Raw genomic sequence first — 14,459 nt, 5'->3', positions numbered from 1 at the left:
GCGATCCAGGGCATTTGCTGTGCTACCAGACGTCCTTCACTAAGCGGACGCCGAAGTTCACGCGCCAATTCGGCCTCTTCACGGCGAATCCCTTCGGAAACGAGCATCTGGACGCTCTAAAGTTCGAGGGGCTCTGCCTGCCGTCGACCGTGACGCCGCCGGCCTGAATTAGGGCGGCAGGAGGGGCCCCGGGGCGGCGGGAAGGAAAGTGGGTTGCTGCAGTGCCTGCAGTTCCGCTTTACTTCAAGCCGACGATCCGCCATCGGGATTTTTGTCCCGAAACACGAAGAACTGGAGGCTCCTCATCGGCTGCGCCCGGAACCCGCCTGGGTCCCCCCCAACCAAAAAACCCCGACGCTCCGGAACTGCGATCCTTCTTTTGGCCCTTGTCTCGGCTTTGCTGCCGAGTAGCGCCCAGGCTGTGGCCAAGTGTACGGCGGCTGATTTCGGCTGCGCCCCGACCGGCACGTGCATCATCTCGGGAACGCACGACATCGGGACCGGCTGTCACCTGGATTGGGGAACTCAGAACGTCGAGATCCGGGGTACGCTGCGCACGGAACAGGTGGGGGATTCGTTCTCGCTGACGGGCGGACAGATCTATCTCGACGGCGGCAAGCTGACGTCGACGGGCAACAACGTCGAGAGTGGTGGCCAGATCACCATCACCGCTTCGGGGCGATTCTGGATGGCGGGCTCCGGCTCGCGAGTCGAGACCAGCGGGAATGCGGGTGGCGGCAGTGTCGTCATCACGGCGAACGACGTCTTGATTGCTGGCGGCGGCGCCATTATCACCGACGGCGGCGTCGGGCTCGACTGTGGGCCTGCCGGCGACGTGACCCTGTCGGCCAGCGGTGGGCAGATCCTTCTCGGCGGAAACGGCACGACGATCAGCGCTGCGACGACCGCGTACGACTGTGACGGTGGTTTCATCGTCATCGATGCCCCGAGTCTCGCGATTTATCAGGGCATCGACGGCTCGGGTGGTGCGCCCCCCGGAATCACTCTCGTTGCGGACCCCGGAGACATTTTCCTCGCCTCGGGTGCGTCTCTTGATGCACGCGGGCGCGGCTCCGATGAAGACTTCGGGAACAACGGCGGCGACATCGAGCTCGATGCCGCTGGGCGCATCGACCTCCAGGGGTCGCTGAACTCGGAGGGCTCCGGTGGCGACGGCAGCGGCGGAGACCTGCAGATCGACACCGAGGGCAGCGTCACGATTGGCGACGACGTCGACCTCGCTGGTGTGGGCACGTTCGCCTCCGGCGGAGTGGTCGAGATCACGGCCCTCGGTGATCTATCGATCGCCGGCAACATCGACGTGTCCGGTGGCCCGCAGGGAGACGGGGGCACAATCGACGCGTTGGCGCGCGGCGACATCACCGTGGCCTCGGGGATGACCCTGACGGCTCTCGGCGGTTCCTTCGGCGGTGGCTTCATCGACCTGATCACGCAAGGCAACACCACGATCGACGGCGACGTGATCGCCCGAGGCACCAGCACCGGGAGCGGCGGCTTCGTGGACATTCGAGGCTGCCAGGTCTCGGTTTCGTCGACGATTGACGTGGAGCCGGGCGCCATCGGTATTGCAGGGTTCATCGATCTCACTGGTGGGACCATCACTCTCACATCGACTGCTCGTCTGGAGTCACAGCCTTGCGCCAGTGGCGACTGCAATACGCTGAGTTTGCGGAGCGGGGCACCCTCGATCGATCCGGGAGCGTTCCTCGATCCAGCCGCAAATATTGTGCTCGCCCCGAGCCTCGCGCCGTGTTGTGGCAATGGAGTTCTGGACGATGGGGTCGGCAGCCCCGTCGACGTTGGTGAGGAGTGCGAGGACGGCAACGGTCAGTTCTGCGACAGTTGCACCCCGTCCTGCATGTCCGAGCCGAGTCCGCCGTGCGCCGGGGATGGGAACGAATGCACCCAGGATTGCTCGCCTTCGTTCGGATGCGCGTATCAGCCGTTGACCGGAGTCGCCTGCGACGACGAGCCCGGTGGGAACGTCTGTACGACCGACATCTGCGACGACGGTGCGTGTACTCATCGGCCGAACACGTGCGACGACGGTGTCGACTGCACGATCGATAGCTGCGATCCCATCCTGGGTTGTCAGGCGGCGGATAGCGACCCGCTCTGCAACGACGGCGAGGAGTGCACGACCGAGATCTGCGATCCCGCATCGGGGGACCCGCAAACCGGCTGTGTGATCTCACCGGTCTCCAACGGGACAGTCTGCGACGACGAAAGCGTCTGCACGAGTGGAGACGAATGCCAGGCGGGGGCGTGCGTGCCGTCGGGTCCGCCTCTCGAGTGCGACGATGGAGACGAGTGCACGTTCAACAACTGCGACGACGACATCGGGTGTATTAACTCGGAGGACGCAAGTGCGTGCGATTGCCTCGACGGCGGCGGAGTTCCGCTGGCGTCCGGGTCTTCTTGCGTCGACGGCAATGACTGCACGGTGGACGACACGTGTGATGCGGCCGGCGGTTGTGTGGCCGGCCAGGTTTGTCCCGACGACGGCGATCCGTGTACCGCGGAGTTGTGTGCGTTCGGGGTCTGCCTCCATCCCGATACGCAGTGTCTCGGAAGCGGAAGCTGCGTCGAGGGTCAGCCTTGTAGTGACGGCGATAGCTGCACGCTCGGGACCTGTCTGGGCGGGCAATGTGAACCGACCGCCAAGCCCTGCAGCGACGGAGACGACTGTACGGGCATCGAGGCCTGTTCCTCGCTCTTGGGCTGTCGTCAGTTCAGCCAGCCCCCGATCGCAGATCCCATCTGCGATGGTTTCGTGACCGATGCCTTCACCTGCTATCGCGCGCGGCGCTCGAGTGGCACGCCGGCATTCCTTCCTATCGTGGGTGTTGCGATCGAGGACGAATTCTGGACGCGTAACGTTGATGTGACGAAGCCGGCCGGGATCTGCCTCCCCACCAACGTCGCAGGTTCGGACCCGGACGCGGTGACCCACGAGGATTGGGTTCTCGGGTACAAGGTTCGGTCGTCATCGGGCCAGCCGAAGTTCGTGAAGCAGTTCGGTATCGAAGTCACGAACGCGCTCGGGACGGTCTACGTCGACGCGAAGAAGCCGGACCTCGGATTCGCGCCTACGGCAGGAGATCTCGTTTCGCCGCCCGCGGCCCCGACGCCTCCCGACCCGGACTACTTCTCCTGTTACAAGGTCGGTCGCAGCCAGGGCACACCGAAGTTCCAGCCGGTGATCGGTGTGACGATCGAGGATGCGCTCGGAACGCTGACGGTCGACGTCAAGAAGCCCATGCACCTCTGCAACCCGGCCAACGTGAGCGGTCTCACGCCGGGTGCCGCCGTCCATGCGACGCACCTCCTTTGCTATCAGGTGCGGATCTCGAAGCAGACGCCCGGGTTCACCAAAGTGAGCGGGATCCACACCGCGAACCTCATGGGCACGGGGCAGTTGGACGCGCCAAAGATCTCGGAGCTTTGTTTGCCGAGTTCCGTGACGGTCGCAGGGCCCTAGCTCGTAGGCCGTTCGCTCCGACGTCGAATGTCGAGCGTCGCGCGGCGCAGCGATCCACCGAGCACGGCATAACCGTCAAGAGGCACGGGGCGCACGTCATATCCCCAACTCGTGAGCGCACGGGTCATGTCGGTCTGTGACTCCTCGACCAGGACGCGCTTCGGGTCGAGCTGGAGCACGTTCATCGCGAGGTTCGCGTTCTGGACCGATGTCTTCGGCGCGATCCGGATGGTGCCGGCGCGGACGGTTTCGGGCAGTTGCGTGGGATCGATTGCTGCGTCGCGGACGAGAAACTCTCCCGGAGCGAGGGGCAAGAAGATCGTGTCGAGCATTCCTCCGACCGGCAGGCGTGGCTTGATCTCGTGCACCTCGTGCGTCGCCCTGAGGTGCCGCCGCAGCCATTCGATGCCGGCGAGATTCGTTCCGGCCGTGCGCATCGTGAACAGGTCGCGGCCGCAACGCAGGACGTCGGCGGCACAGAGGACTGGCTCCGACTCGCCGGCGAACATCGGTGGCCGTGCATCGTCGAGCCACTCCCCGTGGGCTTCTTCGTAGAGCTCGTCCTTCAAGTCGGGACGCGGCGCGGAACTCCAGCGGGCGCCGGCGCGAAAGTAGGACAGGAAGAGCGGCCGGAGCGCGTCGGTCTCAAAGTAGCGCGCACGCCAGGCCAGGGGAGTCTCGATGAGTTCGTCTCCGACGACGATCACTGCGTCGCGGGGGCAAGCCGACGAGAAGCCGCGCTCCTTCCAATCCACGGTCTGGAACAGGCGGTCGTGCCGGGCCGGCTCGGGGCGGTGGACCGTGATGCCCTCGGCGCGCAAGAGTTTGGCGAGCGCATCGAGTTCGGCACGGGTCCGGTCGGCTGGAATCGACCGGGTCTCGGCCGCGGCGCCGTCGAGGCGGCCCACGACGACCTCCTCGAGCGCATCCCATTCGTTGTGGGAGAAGACCGGGCTCGGGCCCGCAGTCTGCGCTGGAGTGGGGTCGTCGATGTGTTCTGGAATCGTCGCGGGGCCCTCGTTACGGTGGGAGTCTAGCAGAAGCCTGCGAGTCGCGGCACGGGGACGAGTTGACACCGAAGAGCTGCGATTGACATAGTTTCCATCTCTTTCCCGAGCCGCATCAACCCGTAAAGGACACACATTCATGGCCGAAGCGACGCCTGCGGCGGGGCCTCTCCCCGTCGTCGATTTTCTGAAGATCCCAGAAGCGGGTGATCCGTACCTCGAGGGCCATCGCTGCAAGAAGTGCAGCGCGATGTTCCTCGGTCCGCGCGCGACGTGTGCGAAATGTTTCGCGCGCGGTCAGGTCGAGCCCGTTCGGCTCTCGAACAAAGGGGAACTCTACTCGTTCTCGATCGTCTATAGGTCGTTTCCCGGCATCGACACGCCGTACATCTCCGCGATCGTGGACCTCGAAGGCGGTGGCACGGTGAAGGGGAATCTCGTTGACATCGAGCCGGATCCGAAGAACGTCGAGTTCGGGATGCCGGTCGAAGTCGTCTACCGCGACGCGCTCGGGCGCAAAGACAAAGACGGTAACTCCTACCTGAGTTACTTCTTCAAACCACGGAGCTGAACGATGAGTGACGTCTACATTCTCGGAATCGACATGATCAAGTTCGGGCGCTTCCCGGACAAGACGGTGGCGGAGCTCGGCGCCGAAGCGGCGCAGATGGCACTGGATGATGCGAACGTGTCGATCCAGGACATCGAGGGCATGTGGTGCGGCAACCTGATGCAGGCGTCCAACATGGTTGGACAGCAAGTTCTGCAGCAGATCGGCCAGACTGGAATCCCGGTCGTGAACTGTGCGAACGCGTGCGCGACGGGCGCCACTGCGTTCCGCGACGCGTGGATGTCCGTGAAGGCCGGCATCTACGATCTCGTGCTCGCTGTTGGTGTCGAGCAGATGGGCAAGGGTCTTCTCGGCGGCATGGGTGGTCGCGGCGGAATTCCCAAGGAGGGCCTCCTCGGCTCCTCGACGATGCCGGCGATCTTTGCGGAAGCGGGCATGGAGCACGCAAGGAAACACGGCACGACCTTCGAGCAGTTTGCCAAGGTGTCCGTGAAGAATCATCATCACTCGACGCTGAATCCGAAGGCGATGTATCAGATAGAGACCCCGCTCGAGACGGTCATGAACGCCGAGATGATCTCCTACCCAAACACGAAGCTGATGTGTTCGGTGAACGTCGATGGCGCGGCCGCAGTGGTGATCGCTTCGGAGAAGAAGGCGAAGGAACTCGGCATGAGCCGGGCCGTCCGGGTGAAGGCGTCGGTCCTGACGAGCGACCCCTTCACGGAGCGCGATCTCGTGATGCCGGATGTGAACACGTGCACACGTCTCGGCGCCCAGAAAGCCTACGAGATGGCGGGGGTTGGTCCCGAAGACGTGAACCTCGTCGAGCTGCACGATTGCTTCGCAACGGCGGAGATCCTCCACTACGAGAATCTTGGCCTCTGCAAGGACGGGGAAGCCGGTAAGATGATCGACGAGGGCACGGTCGCTCTCGGCGGCAAGGTGCCCGTGAACGTCTCGGGTGGTCTTCTCTCCAAGGGCCATCCTCTGGGTGCCACTGGGATCGCGAACCTCTACGAGGTTTCGACCCACCTTCGCGGAGAAGCTGACAAGCGTCAGGTCGAGGGCGCCAAGATCGGCATGACGCACGTCATCGGTCTCGGTAGCGCCTGCGCGATTCACATCCTCGAGAAGGTCTGAGGTCCGTTCTAGTGCACTAGCCGACTCGGGCGAACTCTTCGCCTAAGTCGGCGGGTCCTCCTCTCATGCGGATCGGAGTCGTAAGCGACACTCACGACAATGCGCGGAACGTCGCGCGCATCGTGGAGGTGTTGAATCGCGCGGAGGTGGATCGCGTGGTTCACACCGGCGACATCACCCGGGGTGCGACTCTGGAGAAACTCGCACACATCGATGCCCCGCTCTTCGGTGTGTACGGGAACAACGACGTGCTGCGAGAGGAGCTGGATGCGGCCGCGGAGCGCCTCGACATTCGCTTGGCCGAGCCGCCCTTCGAGGCGGTCTGGGAAGGTCGAGAGATCCTCGTGGTGCACGATCCGCGGGAGGTCGAAGGCGCGCTCCGCAAACCGCACGATCTGGTACTCCACGGCCACAATCATCTCCGCGTTCATGATCAGACGCCGCAGCGACTGATCTTCAATCCCGGCGAATGCGCCGGTCACCTCGAGGGGCACAACGCCGTCGGGGTGGTCGACCTCGGTACCCTTTCCGCCGAGGTCCTGCTCTTTTGAGGAGAACGACGTTGACTACAGACGAAACCCCACCCTTTCGCTTGCTCCCGCGGCTCACGGATCTGAATCGCCCGTTCTGGACCGGTGGGGAACAGGGAGAGTTGCGCTTCCTTCGGTGTGGCGACTGCGGGACGCGGATCCACCCGCCGGTGGGGGTCTGTTACCAAGACCATTCGAAGAATGTCGCGCCGGAGGCGGTCTCAGGAAGGGCGAAGGTCGCGACGTACACGGTGAACCACCAGATGTGGATGCCGGGACCGGAGCTTCCGTACGTCGTCGCCATCGTCGAGATCGAGGAGGATCCGACGATTCGCCTCACGACCAACATCGTCGGGTGCGCGCCCGAAGACGTCTACATCGGGATGCCGGTCGAGGTGGTCTTCGAGAAGCAGCCCGATGGAGAGGACGTCATCTGGATCCCGCTCTTCCGACCCGCCGGAGGGGAAGCTTGATGGCGACCGAGACTCTGGAGAAGAAGGCCTGTATCACTGGGATAGGCCAGTCGGAGATCGGACGTCGTCTGTATCGGGATCCGTTGGAGCTCACGATCGACGGGTGTCTCGCGGCCGTGAAGGATGCCGGCCTCGAGATTTCGGACATCGACGGACTGTCGACCTATCCCGGGATGGCCATCGGCAACCCGGGCTTCAGCGGGGCGAGCGCCACGGACCTGCACGACGCGCTGCGCTTGGAACTCAGCTGGTTTGACTCGGGCATCGAGACCTCCGGCCAGCTCGGCGCGGTGATCAAGGCTTGTCTCGCTGTCGGTGCGGGGCTCGCAAAGCACGTCCTGTGCTTCCGCAGCGTGTTCGAGGGAAGTGCGCAGGGTGCGGGGGGCCGCCAGGGGATCGGCTCGGAGGGAGGGAGCGGTTTCCGAGCGAGTGGCCCTCTCTCGTGGACGTTGCCGTTCGCCGCGCCGTCCGCGGCCATCTGGATCGCGCTTTTCGCACAAAAGCACTTTCACGAGTACGGGACGACGCGCGAACAGCTCGCACAGATTCCGATCAACGCCCGCAAGAACGCCGGCCTCAATCCCAATGCGATCTACCGCGACCCCATGTCGATGGAGGACTATTTCGCCGCCCGGATGATTTCTGAGCCGTTCTGCCTCTTCGACTGCGATGTGCCATGCGACGGGGCGACCGCCTTCGTCGTCTCGCACGTCGACCACGCGAAGGATCTCCGGAAGACGCCGATCCAGGTGGAGGCGGTGGGCACGGCCCTACGCGGCCGACCCTCGTGGGATCAATTCGACGACCTGACGACGATGGCGACCCGCGATGCCGGAGCGCATCTCTGGACACGTACGGATCTGAAGCCGTCGGATGTCGACATTCTCGAAGCGTACGACGGATTCAGTTTCCTCACGCTTTCCTGGCTCGAAGCTCTCGGCTTCTGCAAGCCGGGGGAGGGCGGTCCCTTCATCGAGGGCGGGCAGCGGATCGCGCGTGATGGAGAGCTTCCGATCAACACCCACGGTGGGCAGCTATCCGCAGGGCGACTGCACGGGTTCGGTTTTCTCCACGAAGCGTGCGTGCAGCTTTGGGGTGAAGGGGGCGAGCGTCAGGTGCCGAAGGCCCCCGAAGTCGCGGTTGCCGCTGCCGGGGGTGGAAATACCTGCGGCTGCCTATTGCTGACCCGGGGATGAGGGAGCGCGTCAGCGCCGGTGGGTCGCGGCTTCGGTGAGTACGGTGCGCCCGATCTCGCGAGCGAGGTCGGCCGTGAGTGCGCTCAACGTAGCTGCGATGTCGTCGGGGTTGTCCGAAGTGATCGGTCGACGCAGGTCGGCGTGGCGTGTCACGAGGTACTTCTTCTGATGGAGTTGGTAGACCGTCCAGACGCACTCGAGGACGGCCTCGCTATCGTCGTTCGTCTCGAATCGGAGGACTTCACCCTTCACCTGGTACTCGAGCGGGATCTCGTACCACGGAAAGAGCAGGACCTGGCTGGTGCCTATCGCCCAGCCGATATTCTCCGCCATGACCCGCAGGAAGCCCGCTTCCACGGGCTCCGCCCATTTGTTGAACTGCGAGAACACGACCTGGTTCGGGTCCGTCCGTCGCACCATCTGCTTCCGTGACAGGTAGCGCGGGAACGTGAACGGGCCGACGCCGATCGACACCTTTGCGTTGCTGTCGGTGCCGCTGCTGAGCGTTCGGTCGCCGGTGAGTACGAAGAAGCGCGTCGGGGTCACCGTGGGCGCGCTGAACAGCGAGCAGCCGGTTGCGAACAGCGCGACCAGCAGCGGGGCGAATCTCATGGGATCCATGGCACGTCGGATCATTCCCTCTCCCCTTCCTTGCCGTACAGGAGCACGGTGGGTTGTTCGTCGACCAGGTCTGCGAGCTGCTTCAGAGCACGTGCGGCGCCGCCCACGTCCTTGATGGTTTGTTCGAGTTCATAGGCGAGCGGGGCGTCCGGCTGAATCAGCGCCTGCGCCGTCTCGATCGTCTGACGAAGGGTGTCGAAAACCTTCGTCGCTTCCTTCGTGGCGTCTTCGAAGTTCTGCGTGACCGGGCCTACCGCGTTGTTGATCTCTTCGATCGCCTGGCGCATCGCCACGAGAGTCTGGTCCAGTTCCTCGATCGTGTCGGCGATCTCGGGTGAGTTCACGATCTTGTTGAGGCCGTCGACCGTCTGCGTGATCCCGTCGCCGAGCTTCTTGAAGTCGACCTGGCGGACCTGCTTCAGCACCTCGGTCAGCGTCGCGCTGAACTGCTCGAAGGTCGAGGGCAGCGTGGGGATCTGGGGGTACTGGCTCTGGATGTGCAGTGTGGCCGCGCCGCTATCGGGCACGATGTCGAGGCCCACGAACAGAAGCCCGGTGACGAGACTCTGGCTTTCGAGGGTCGCGCGGAGTCCCGCCTGGACGAGTTCGTTGATGTTCTGATCATTGAGGTGGAGAGAGGTTCCAAGGTCGGTCGCGACTTTGCCGTCGTCGATCTCCGCGACGACGGGAATCGCGACGATGTTCTCCTCCTGGTCGACCATCAAGCGAATCTCCGCCACCGAGCCGATCGGGACACCCTTGAACTTGAGCGGGGATCCGACGGACAAACCGTTCACGGATCCTTCGAAGTACATGATGATCCGGGTTCTTTTCTCGAAGAACTTCCCGGAGCCGAAGATGATCACACCGCCTAGGGCCAACGCGATGGCTCCCAGGACGAAGACCCCGATCAGGGTCGGACTCGCCTTTTTCATCCTGCCTCCGCCCCATCCTCGCCTCGCCGCAGAAACGTGCGCACGCGAGGGTCGTCCGAATGGTCCCGCAATTCGCGGGGGTTCCCGGTCGCGATCATCGTGCGGCTCTCGGGGTCGAGGAACACGCAGTCGTCCGCGATGGTGAAGATACTGGCCAGCTCGTGGGTCACGACCGCGATGGTCGCGCCCAGGTTGTCGCGAAGTTCGAGAAGGAGTTCGTCGAGGCGTCGTGAGCTGATCGGGTCGAGGCCGGCCGACGGCTCGTCGAAGAAGAGCACGTCGGGGTCCAACGCCAGCGCGCGGGCGAGCCCGGCCCGTTTCTGCATCCCGCCACTGATCTCGGCGGGGTAGAAGTCTTCGAAGCCGCGCAGACCGACGAGCGCCAGCTTCAAAGACGCGAGTTCGCGGATGTCGCCGGGGCTCAGGTCGGTGTACTCACCCAGGGGAAGCCCGATGTTCTCGGCGAGGGTCAACGAGCTGAACAGGGCGCCGCTCTGGAAGAGCACGCCGAGTCGTCGCACCATGCGCTCGCGATCCGCGGCGTGGGCTTTGGTGAAGCTCTCTTTGCCGTAGAAGATCTCGCCCTTTGCGGGCTCTTTGAGGCCGATCATGTGACGGAGGAGTGTGCTTTTCCCGCTCCCGCTGCCGCCCATGATGATGAAGATGCTGCTGCGCTGGACGGAGAAGTCGATGTCGCGCATCAGAACGAAGCTTCCGTACGCCATCGTGAGGTCGCGTACGGTGATTTCGGCCTCGGAAGCGTTGCCGCTCGGGTTTGGATTCGGATCCGTCATGACTAGAAACCGATGATGTTGAACACGACGGTAAACGTCGCGTCAGCTACGATGATCATCACGATGCCGGTGACGACGGCCGACGTTGCCGCGTCGCCGACCGCGGACGCGCTGTTGCCGCACTGCATCCCGCGCAGGCAGCCCGAGAAGGCGATGAGCATTCCGAAGACCGATGCCTTGATGAGGCCCGTCGTGAAGTCATTGAGGGTCACGCCGTAGACGGTCTGGTCCCAGTAGACGACGGGGGTCAGGTCGAGCATCGCGGCCCCGACGACACCGCCGCCGATGATGCCGACGAGATCGGCGTATAGTGTGAGGAGGGGCATCATCAAGCAAAGCGCGATCACCCGCGGAAGGACCAGGAAGTCCATCGGTGGGAGACCCATGACCTGCAGAGCGTCGATCTCCTGATTGACGCGCATGGTCCCGAGTTGGGCGGCGAATGCCGCTCCGGTTCGCCCGGCCATGATGATGGCAGCCATCATGGCGCCCATCTCTCTCGCCATCGCGATTCCGACGAGATTCGCGACGTAGATCTGTGCGCCGAACTGCTCGAGCTGGACCGCGCCGACGAAGGCGAGGATCAGCCCGACGAGAAAGCTGATCAGTGTGACGATCGGCAGAGCCTGGACGCCGCAGTCCTGAACGAACGACCACAGGTCGACCATCCGGAAGCGGGCCTGCCCGCGGAACATCCGGCCGATCGAAGCCGTGACCTCACCCATGAAGGTGACCATCTCGCCGCCGCCTTCGGAGGCGCTCTGCGTCGCGGCGCCGAGCCGGGCGACCATGCCGGACGGCTTGCCGGAGTTGTCTTTGGCGTCCTTCGTTTCCGGGACGGCGGTGGCCAACTCGACCATCCGCCGGAGCCCTTCCGGAAGGCTCGCACGGTCGGTCGCCACGCCGCGTTCGGTGCAGAGATCGTCGACCTGGACGAGGAAGCTCAGCACGCCGCTGTCCCAGCCGGAAAGCTGGCTCACGTCGAATTCGACCTGGTTGGGCGGCGGATCGGTGGAGAGCTCGCGCCGAACCGGCTCGACCGGCGGCAACCCCTCACCCTCATCTAAACCCCACGCACCCGAAAGTCGCACCCGCAGGGCACCTCCGGGCGACCGGTCGAGGCTTACCTCGCGCTCAGCGGACACGTCCACGCCACTGTGCGGAATCCCCGCAAGTGTGTCCAACGGATCAGCCAATCGAGTTCCACCAAATCGGAGCGATGAGCATCGAGAGGGGGATCCCCGTGCCGATGAGCAGCGCGACGAGGCCCGGTTCCAGGTCGTGTTCGAAAGCCCAGCCCGACGGCCAGCGGCGCCCACCGGCCGGAGAACCCATCGAGGCGAATCGCGTACCCGACGGCGGCGAGTGCGATGGAATTCAGTCAGATTTCGCAGCGAGGTCGAGTGCCGCTTCGAGTCGGTCGTCGCCCCAAAACAGCTCGGTTCCCACAGTGACGCTGGGCGCGCCGAAGATGCCGAGCTCGACTGCACGCTCGGTCTGCAGACGCAGGCGAGTCTTCGTCTCGGTGGCGGAGGCTCGTTCGAGCCACCGGGTAGGGTCTTGCCCGATCGACGCCAGGACCTCGGCGACGATCTCCGGCTCGCCGATCTCGCGGTCGTCGACGAAGTTTGCGCGATAGAGCGCGCGGATGAGGTCGGGCTGCCAGGCTTCGCCGTCGGCGGCGACCGTGACGCGCGCGGCGGTCAGGCCGTTGCGCGGGAACACCGACGGCTTCCGCCAGCGGATGCCGTGCGCCGCGCAGACTCGTTCGAGATCCCGCCACATGTACGCGCCCTTTGCGGGGTAGAGGTTGAACGGCGAGTCGGCCCAGCCCTGGGCGCCGAAGATCGGGCCCAGGAGGAACGGCCGCCAGACGAGAGGAACCCCGCGGTCCTCAGCCAATGTCCCGATCCGCTGGACGGCGGGATGGGAGTAGGTACTGGCGAACTCGAACCAGAACTCGACGACAGCCACCACAGTCGTGTAGCACTGGGCCCTCAAAGGACGCTAAACCAAAAACATGCCCCATGATCCCAACTGCATCTTCTGCCTGATCGTTGCGGGGAAGGCAGACGCGAACAAGGTCTACGAGGACGAACACACGCTCGTTTTCATGGATATTTTCCCCGTATCCGACGGGCACACGCTGCTCATCCCGAAGAGCCACTGCAAGGACCTGTTCGATGCAGATCCCGAAGCGCTGTCCTCGCTGATGGCGACGTCCAAGCGGGTCGCGACGGCTCTGCGCGAGGCCGTCCGCCCGGAAGGCATGATGGTTTTCCAGCTGAACGGAGCCGCGGCCGGACAGACCGTCTTCCACTATCACATGCATCTTCTCCCGCGCTGGGCGGATCAACCGCTGGAACTTCACACGCGTAAGCCGGGCGATCCCGCACGACTGGCCGAGTTGGCCACGAAGATTGCGGCCGTGTTGGACTAGGCGCATGCGGCGGACCCCCGTGCATGCGTTCTTGCTTCTGCTCCGCCCGGACCGGGTGCGGTTCAACTTGGAAGCCGTTCGTCAGGCGGGTCTCGTGGAACGCGTTCCGAATCTCTGGCAGATCGAGCTCGGTGTTCTTCGGATGTGGCATCGGATCGCGTTCCGGCCCGAGACGATCGGGATGAGTGCCGCTCACCCGGTTCGTTCCGGGTGGCGTGCGCGCCTTCTCGAGAAGCGACCACTGCGCTTCCCGTTTCTTCTGCGCGAAGGGTCCGTCGCGCCGTGGGATCTGTCGGGGTTGCTCAGTACGCCGGAGCGTCTGGTTCGCCACATGCTCGGAACGCACCACGACGGGAACCAGTTCGTCTACGATCTGCAGATGCTCTCGATCCACCCTGGATGCACAGAAGACCTTCTGGGGCACGCGCGTGGGGTGGTCGAGAACCGGGATCCGAAGCGCGCGGCATGGCTGCGGGACCTGGTGGTCTACGAGAAATATCACGAGACTCTTCTAGAGGTCGTCGAACGGGCGGCCCTCGGCGAGATCGAGTTGCCTCCGGACGAGCAGCGCGATCCGGACATTTCGTTCCTCGCGTACCTCGACTGGTGCGCGCGCCAGCCGACGACGCCCGCCGACACGTGGCGTGCGTGGCGGCGCGGGACGTTCCATCTCGGGCCGGCGCGAGTTCCCGCGTGAGCCTTCGAGACGAGCTTCTCGCGACGCGTCGGGTCGGTCTCATGGACCGTCTCGTCGATGGCCACCCGATCGACGTCGATGCGATCGCCGATTGGGAGTACCGCGGGATCAGTCTCGGGCTGCCGGAGTTCGTCGATCGCCTCGCTTGGAAGACGTTTCTCAAGGCGTTTCATCGCGAGCCCGACACGGGTGTCGTGCGGGGCTGGAACATGCGGCTCGAGCAGCACGGGATCGACGGGCCGATCGAGGCGATGCAGAAGGATGGGGCACCGATCCGCTTCGGGCACTACCGGGTCGAGTCTCTCGACCGGTACGTGATCCCGTACCCGATCCGCAGAGGGCTCATGCTGGACTACGGGCTCGGGGGGAACCCCGGGCTCGACCCCACCGGGTTGATCCGCGATCCGATCGTGGCGCTGGAAGAGGGAAGCGTGGAGCATCTCCTCGGTTGGTCGTATGTCGACCTGGCGGGGATTCGGATGGGGACGCCGAGTTTCTTCCTCCTCGAGAGGCTCCGGCCGCTCCAGGAAATCATTCCGGCACCGTAGCG

General features: G+C 64.3%; 16 protein-coding genes. 9 read left to right on the top strand and 7 right to left on the bottom strand.

Annotation, left to right across the window (positions count from 1 at the left end; genetic code table 11):
• Window positions 1–421: 421 nt before the first annotated feature.
• Window positions 422–3,502, top strand: coding sequence for a hypothetical protein (locus P8R42_14380; GenBank protein ID MDG2305799.1), 3,081 nt, complete (start codon window positions 422–424; stop codon window positions 3,500–3,502).
• Here P8R42_14380 and P8R42_14375 read toward each other — a convergent pair.
• The gene (locus P8R42_14375; GenBank protein MDG2305798.1) at window positions 3,499–4,410 is read right to left on the bottom strand and encodes an amidinotransferase; all 912 of its coding nucleotides are present in this window, start codon (window positions 4,408–4,410) and stop codon (window positions 3,499–3,501) included. The genes P8R42_14380 and P8R42_14375 overlap by 4 nt on opposite strands.
• 238 nt (window positions 4,411–4,648) lie before the next feature.
• Between P8R42_14375 and P8R42_14370 the strand changes: the two genes are divergently transcribed.
• The 5 genes from P8R42_14370 (at window position 4,649) to P8R42_14350 (ending at window position 8,422) form a co-directional block, all read left to right on the top strand.
• Window positions 4,649–5,080 carry a Zn-ribbon domain-containing OB-fold protein gene (locus tag P8R42_14370; GenBank protein ID MDG2305797.1) on the top strand — a complete coding sequence of 144 codons (432 nt, stop codon included), beginning with the start codon at window positions 4,649–4,651 and terminating at the stop codon, window positions 5,078–5,080.
• Window positions 5,081–5,083: 3 nt separating this feature from the next.
• Window positions 5,084–6,223 carry a thiolase family protein gene (locus tag P8R42_14365; protein ID MDG2305796.1) on the top strand — a complete coding sequence of 380 codons (1,140 nt, stop codon included), beginning with the start codon at window positions 5,084–5,086 and terminating at the stop codon, window positions 6,221–6,223.
• A 65-nt stretch (window positions 6,224–6,288) separates the two neighbouring features.
• Window positions 6,289–6,774, top strand: coding sequence for a YfcE family phosphodiesterase (locus tag P8R42_14360; protein MDG2305795.1), 486 nt, complete (start codon window positions 6,289–6,291; stop codon window positions 6,772–6,774).
• 11 nt (window positions 6,775–6,785) lie between these two features.
• The gene (locus P8R42_14355) at window positions 6,786–7,226 is read left to right on the top strand and encodes a Zn-ribbon domain-containing OB-fold protein (protein ID MDG2305794.1); all 441 of its coding nucleotides are present in this window, start codon (window positions 6,786–6,788) and stop codon (window positions 7,224–7,226) included.
• On the top strand, window positions 7,226–8,422 hold the full coding sequence (locus P8R42_14350; protein MDG2305793.1) for a thiolase family protein: 1,197 nt from the start codon (window positions 7,226–7,228) through the stop codon (window positions 8,420–8,422). The genes P8R42_14355 and P8R42_14350 overlap by 1 nt, the downstream gene beginning before the upstream one ends.
• A gap of 9 nt (window positions 8,423–8,431) precedes the next feature.
• On the opposite strand, the gene P8R42_14345 is transcribed toward P8R42_14350, so the two are convergent.
• From P8R42_14345 to P8R42_14320, 6 genes are read right to left on the bottom strand one after another with little or no spacing between them, the layout of a single operon-like run.
• Window positions 8,432–9,058: a PqiC family protein gene (locus P8R42_14345; GenBank protein MDG2305792.1), complete on the bottom strand. Its 627-nt coding sequence runs from the start codon at window positions 9,056–9,058 to the stop codon at window positions 8,432–8,434.
• Window positions 9,055–9,978 carry an MlaD family protein gene (locus tag P8R42_14340; protein ID MDG2305791.1) on the bottom strand — a complete coding sequence of 308 codons (924 nt, stop codon included), beginning with the start codon at window positions 9,976–9,978 and terminating at the stop codon, window positions 9,055–9,057. Before P8R42_14340 ends, P8R42_14345 begins: the two co-directional genes overlap by 4 nt.
• Complete coding sequence (locus P8R42_14335) at window positions 9,975–10,772, bottom strand: ATP-binding cassette domain-containing protein (GenBank protein ID MDG2305790.1); 798 nt, start codon at window positions 10,770–10,772, stop codon at window positions 9,975–9,977. The genes P8R42_14340 and P8R42_14335 overlap by 4 nt, the downstream gene beginning before the upstream one ends.
• A 2-nt stretch (window positions 10,773–10,774) precedes the next feature.
• The gene (locus P8R42_14330; protein ID MDG2305789.1) at window positions 10,775–11,968 is read right to left on the bottom strand and encodes an ABC transporter permease; all 1,194 of its coding nucleotides are present in this window, start codon (window positions 11,966–11,968) and stop codon (window positions 10,775–10,777) included.
• The gene (locus P8R42_14325; GenBank protein MDG2305788.1) at window positions 11,961–12,107 is read right to left on the bottom strand and encodes a hypothetical protein; all 147 of its coding nucleotides are present in this window, start codon (window positions 12,105–12,107) and stop codon (window positions 11,961–11,963) included. Before P8R42_14325 ends, P8R42_14330 begins: the two co-directional genes overlap by 8 nt.
• Window positions 12,108–12,149: 42 nt before the next feature.
• The gene (locus P8R42_14320; protein MDG2305787.1) at window positions 12,150–12,749 is read right to left on the bottom strand and encodes a 2-hydroxychromene-2-carboxylate isomerase; all 600 of its coding nucleotides are present in this window, start codon (window positions 12,747–12,749) and stop codon (window positions 12,150–12,152) included.
• Between the two features lie 43 nt (window positions 12,750–12,792).
• On the opposite strand from P8R42_14320, the gene P8R42_14315 reads away from it, so the two are divergent.
• Genes P8R42_14315 through P8R42_14305 form a run of 3 tightly spaced genes read left to right on the top strand, consistent with a single transcriptional unit; the run spans window position 12,793 to window position 14,457 of the window.
• Window positions 12,793–13,212, top strand: a complete 420-nt coding sequence (locus tag P8R42_14315) for an HIT family protein (protein MDG2305786.1) — start codon at window positions 12,793–12,795, stop codon at window positions 13,210–13,212.
• 4 nt (window positions 13,213–13,216) lie between these two features.
• The gene (locus tag P8R42_14310; GenBank protein ID MDG2305785.1) at window positions 13,217–13,909 is read left to right on the top strand and encodes a hypothetical protein; all 693 of its coding nucleotides are present in this window, start codon (window positions 13,217–13,219) and stop codon (window positions 13,907–13,909) included.
• Window positions 13,906–14,457, top strand: coding sequence for a hypothetical protein (locus tag P8R42_14305; GenBank protein ID MDG2305784.1), 552 nt, complete (start codon window positions 13,906–13,908; stop codon window positions 14,455–14,457). The genes P8R42_14310 and P8R42_14305 overlap by 4 nt, the downstream gene beginning before the upstream one ends.
• Window positions 14,458–14,459: the final 2 nt, after the last annotated feature.

This window comes from Candidatus Binatia bacterium (assembly GCA_029243485.1).
In the GTDB taxonomy this organism is placed as follows: domain Bacteria; phylum Desulfobacterota; class Binatia; order UBA12015; family UBA12015; genus VGTG01.
This window is presented reverse-complemented; position numbering and strand designations above follow the sequence as displayed.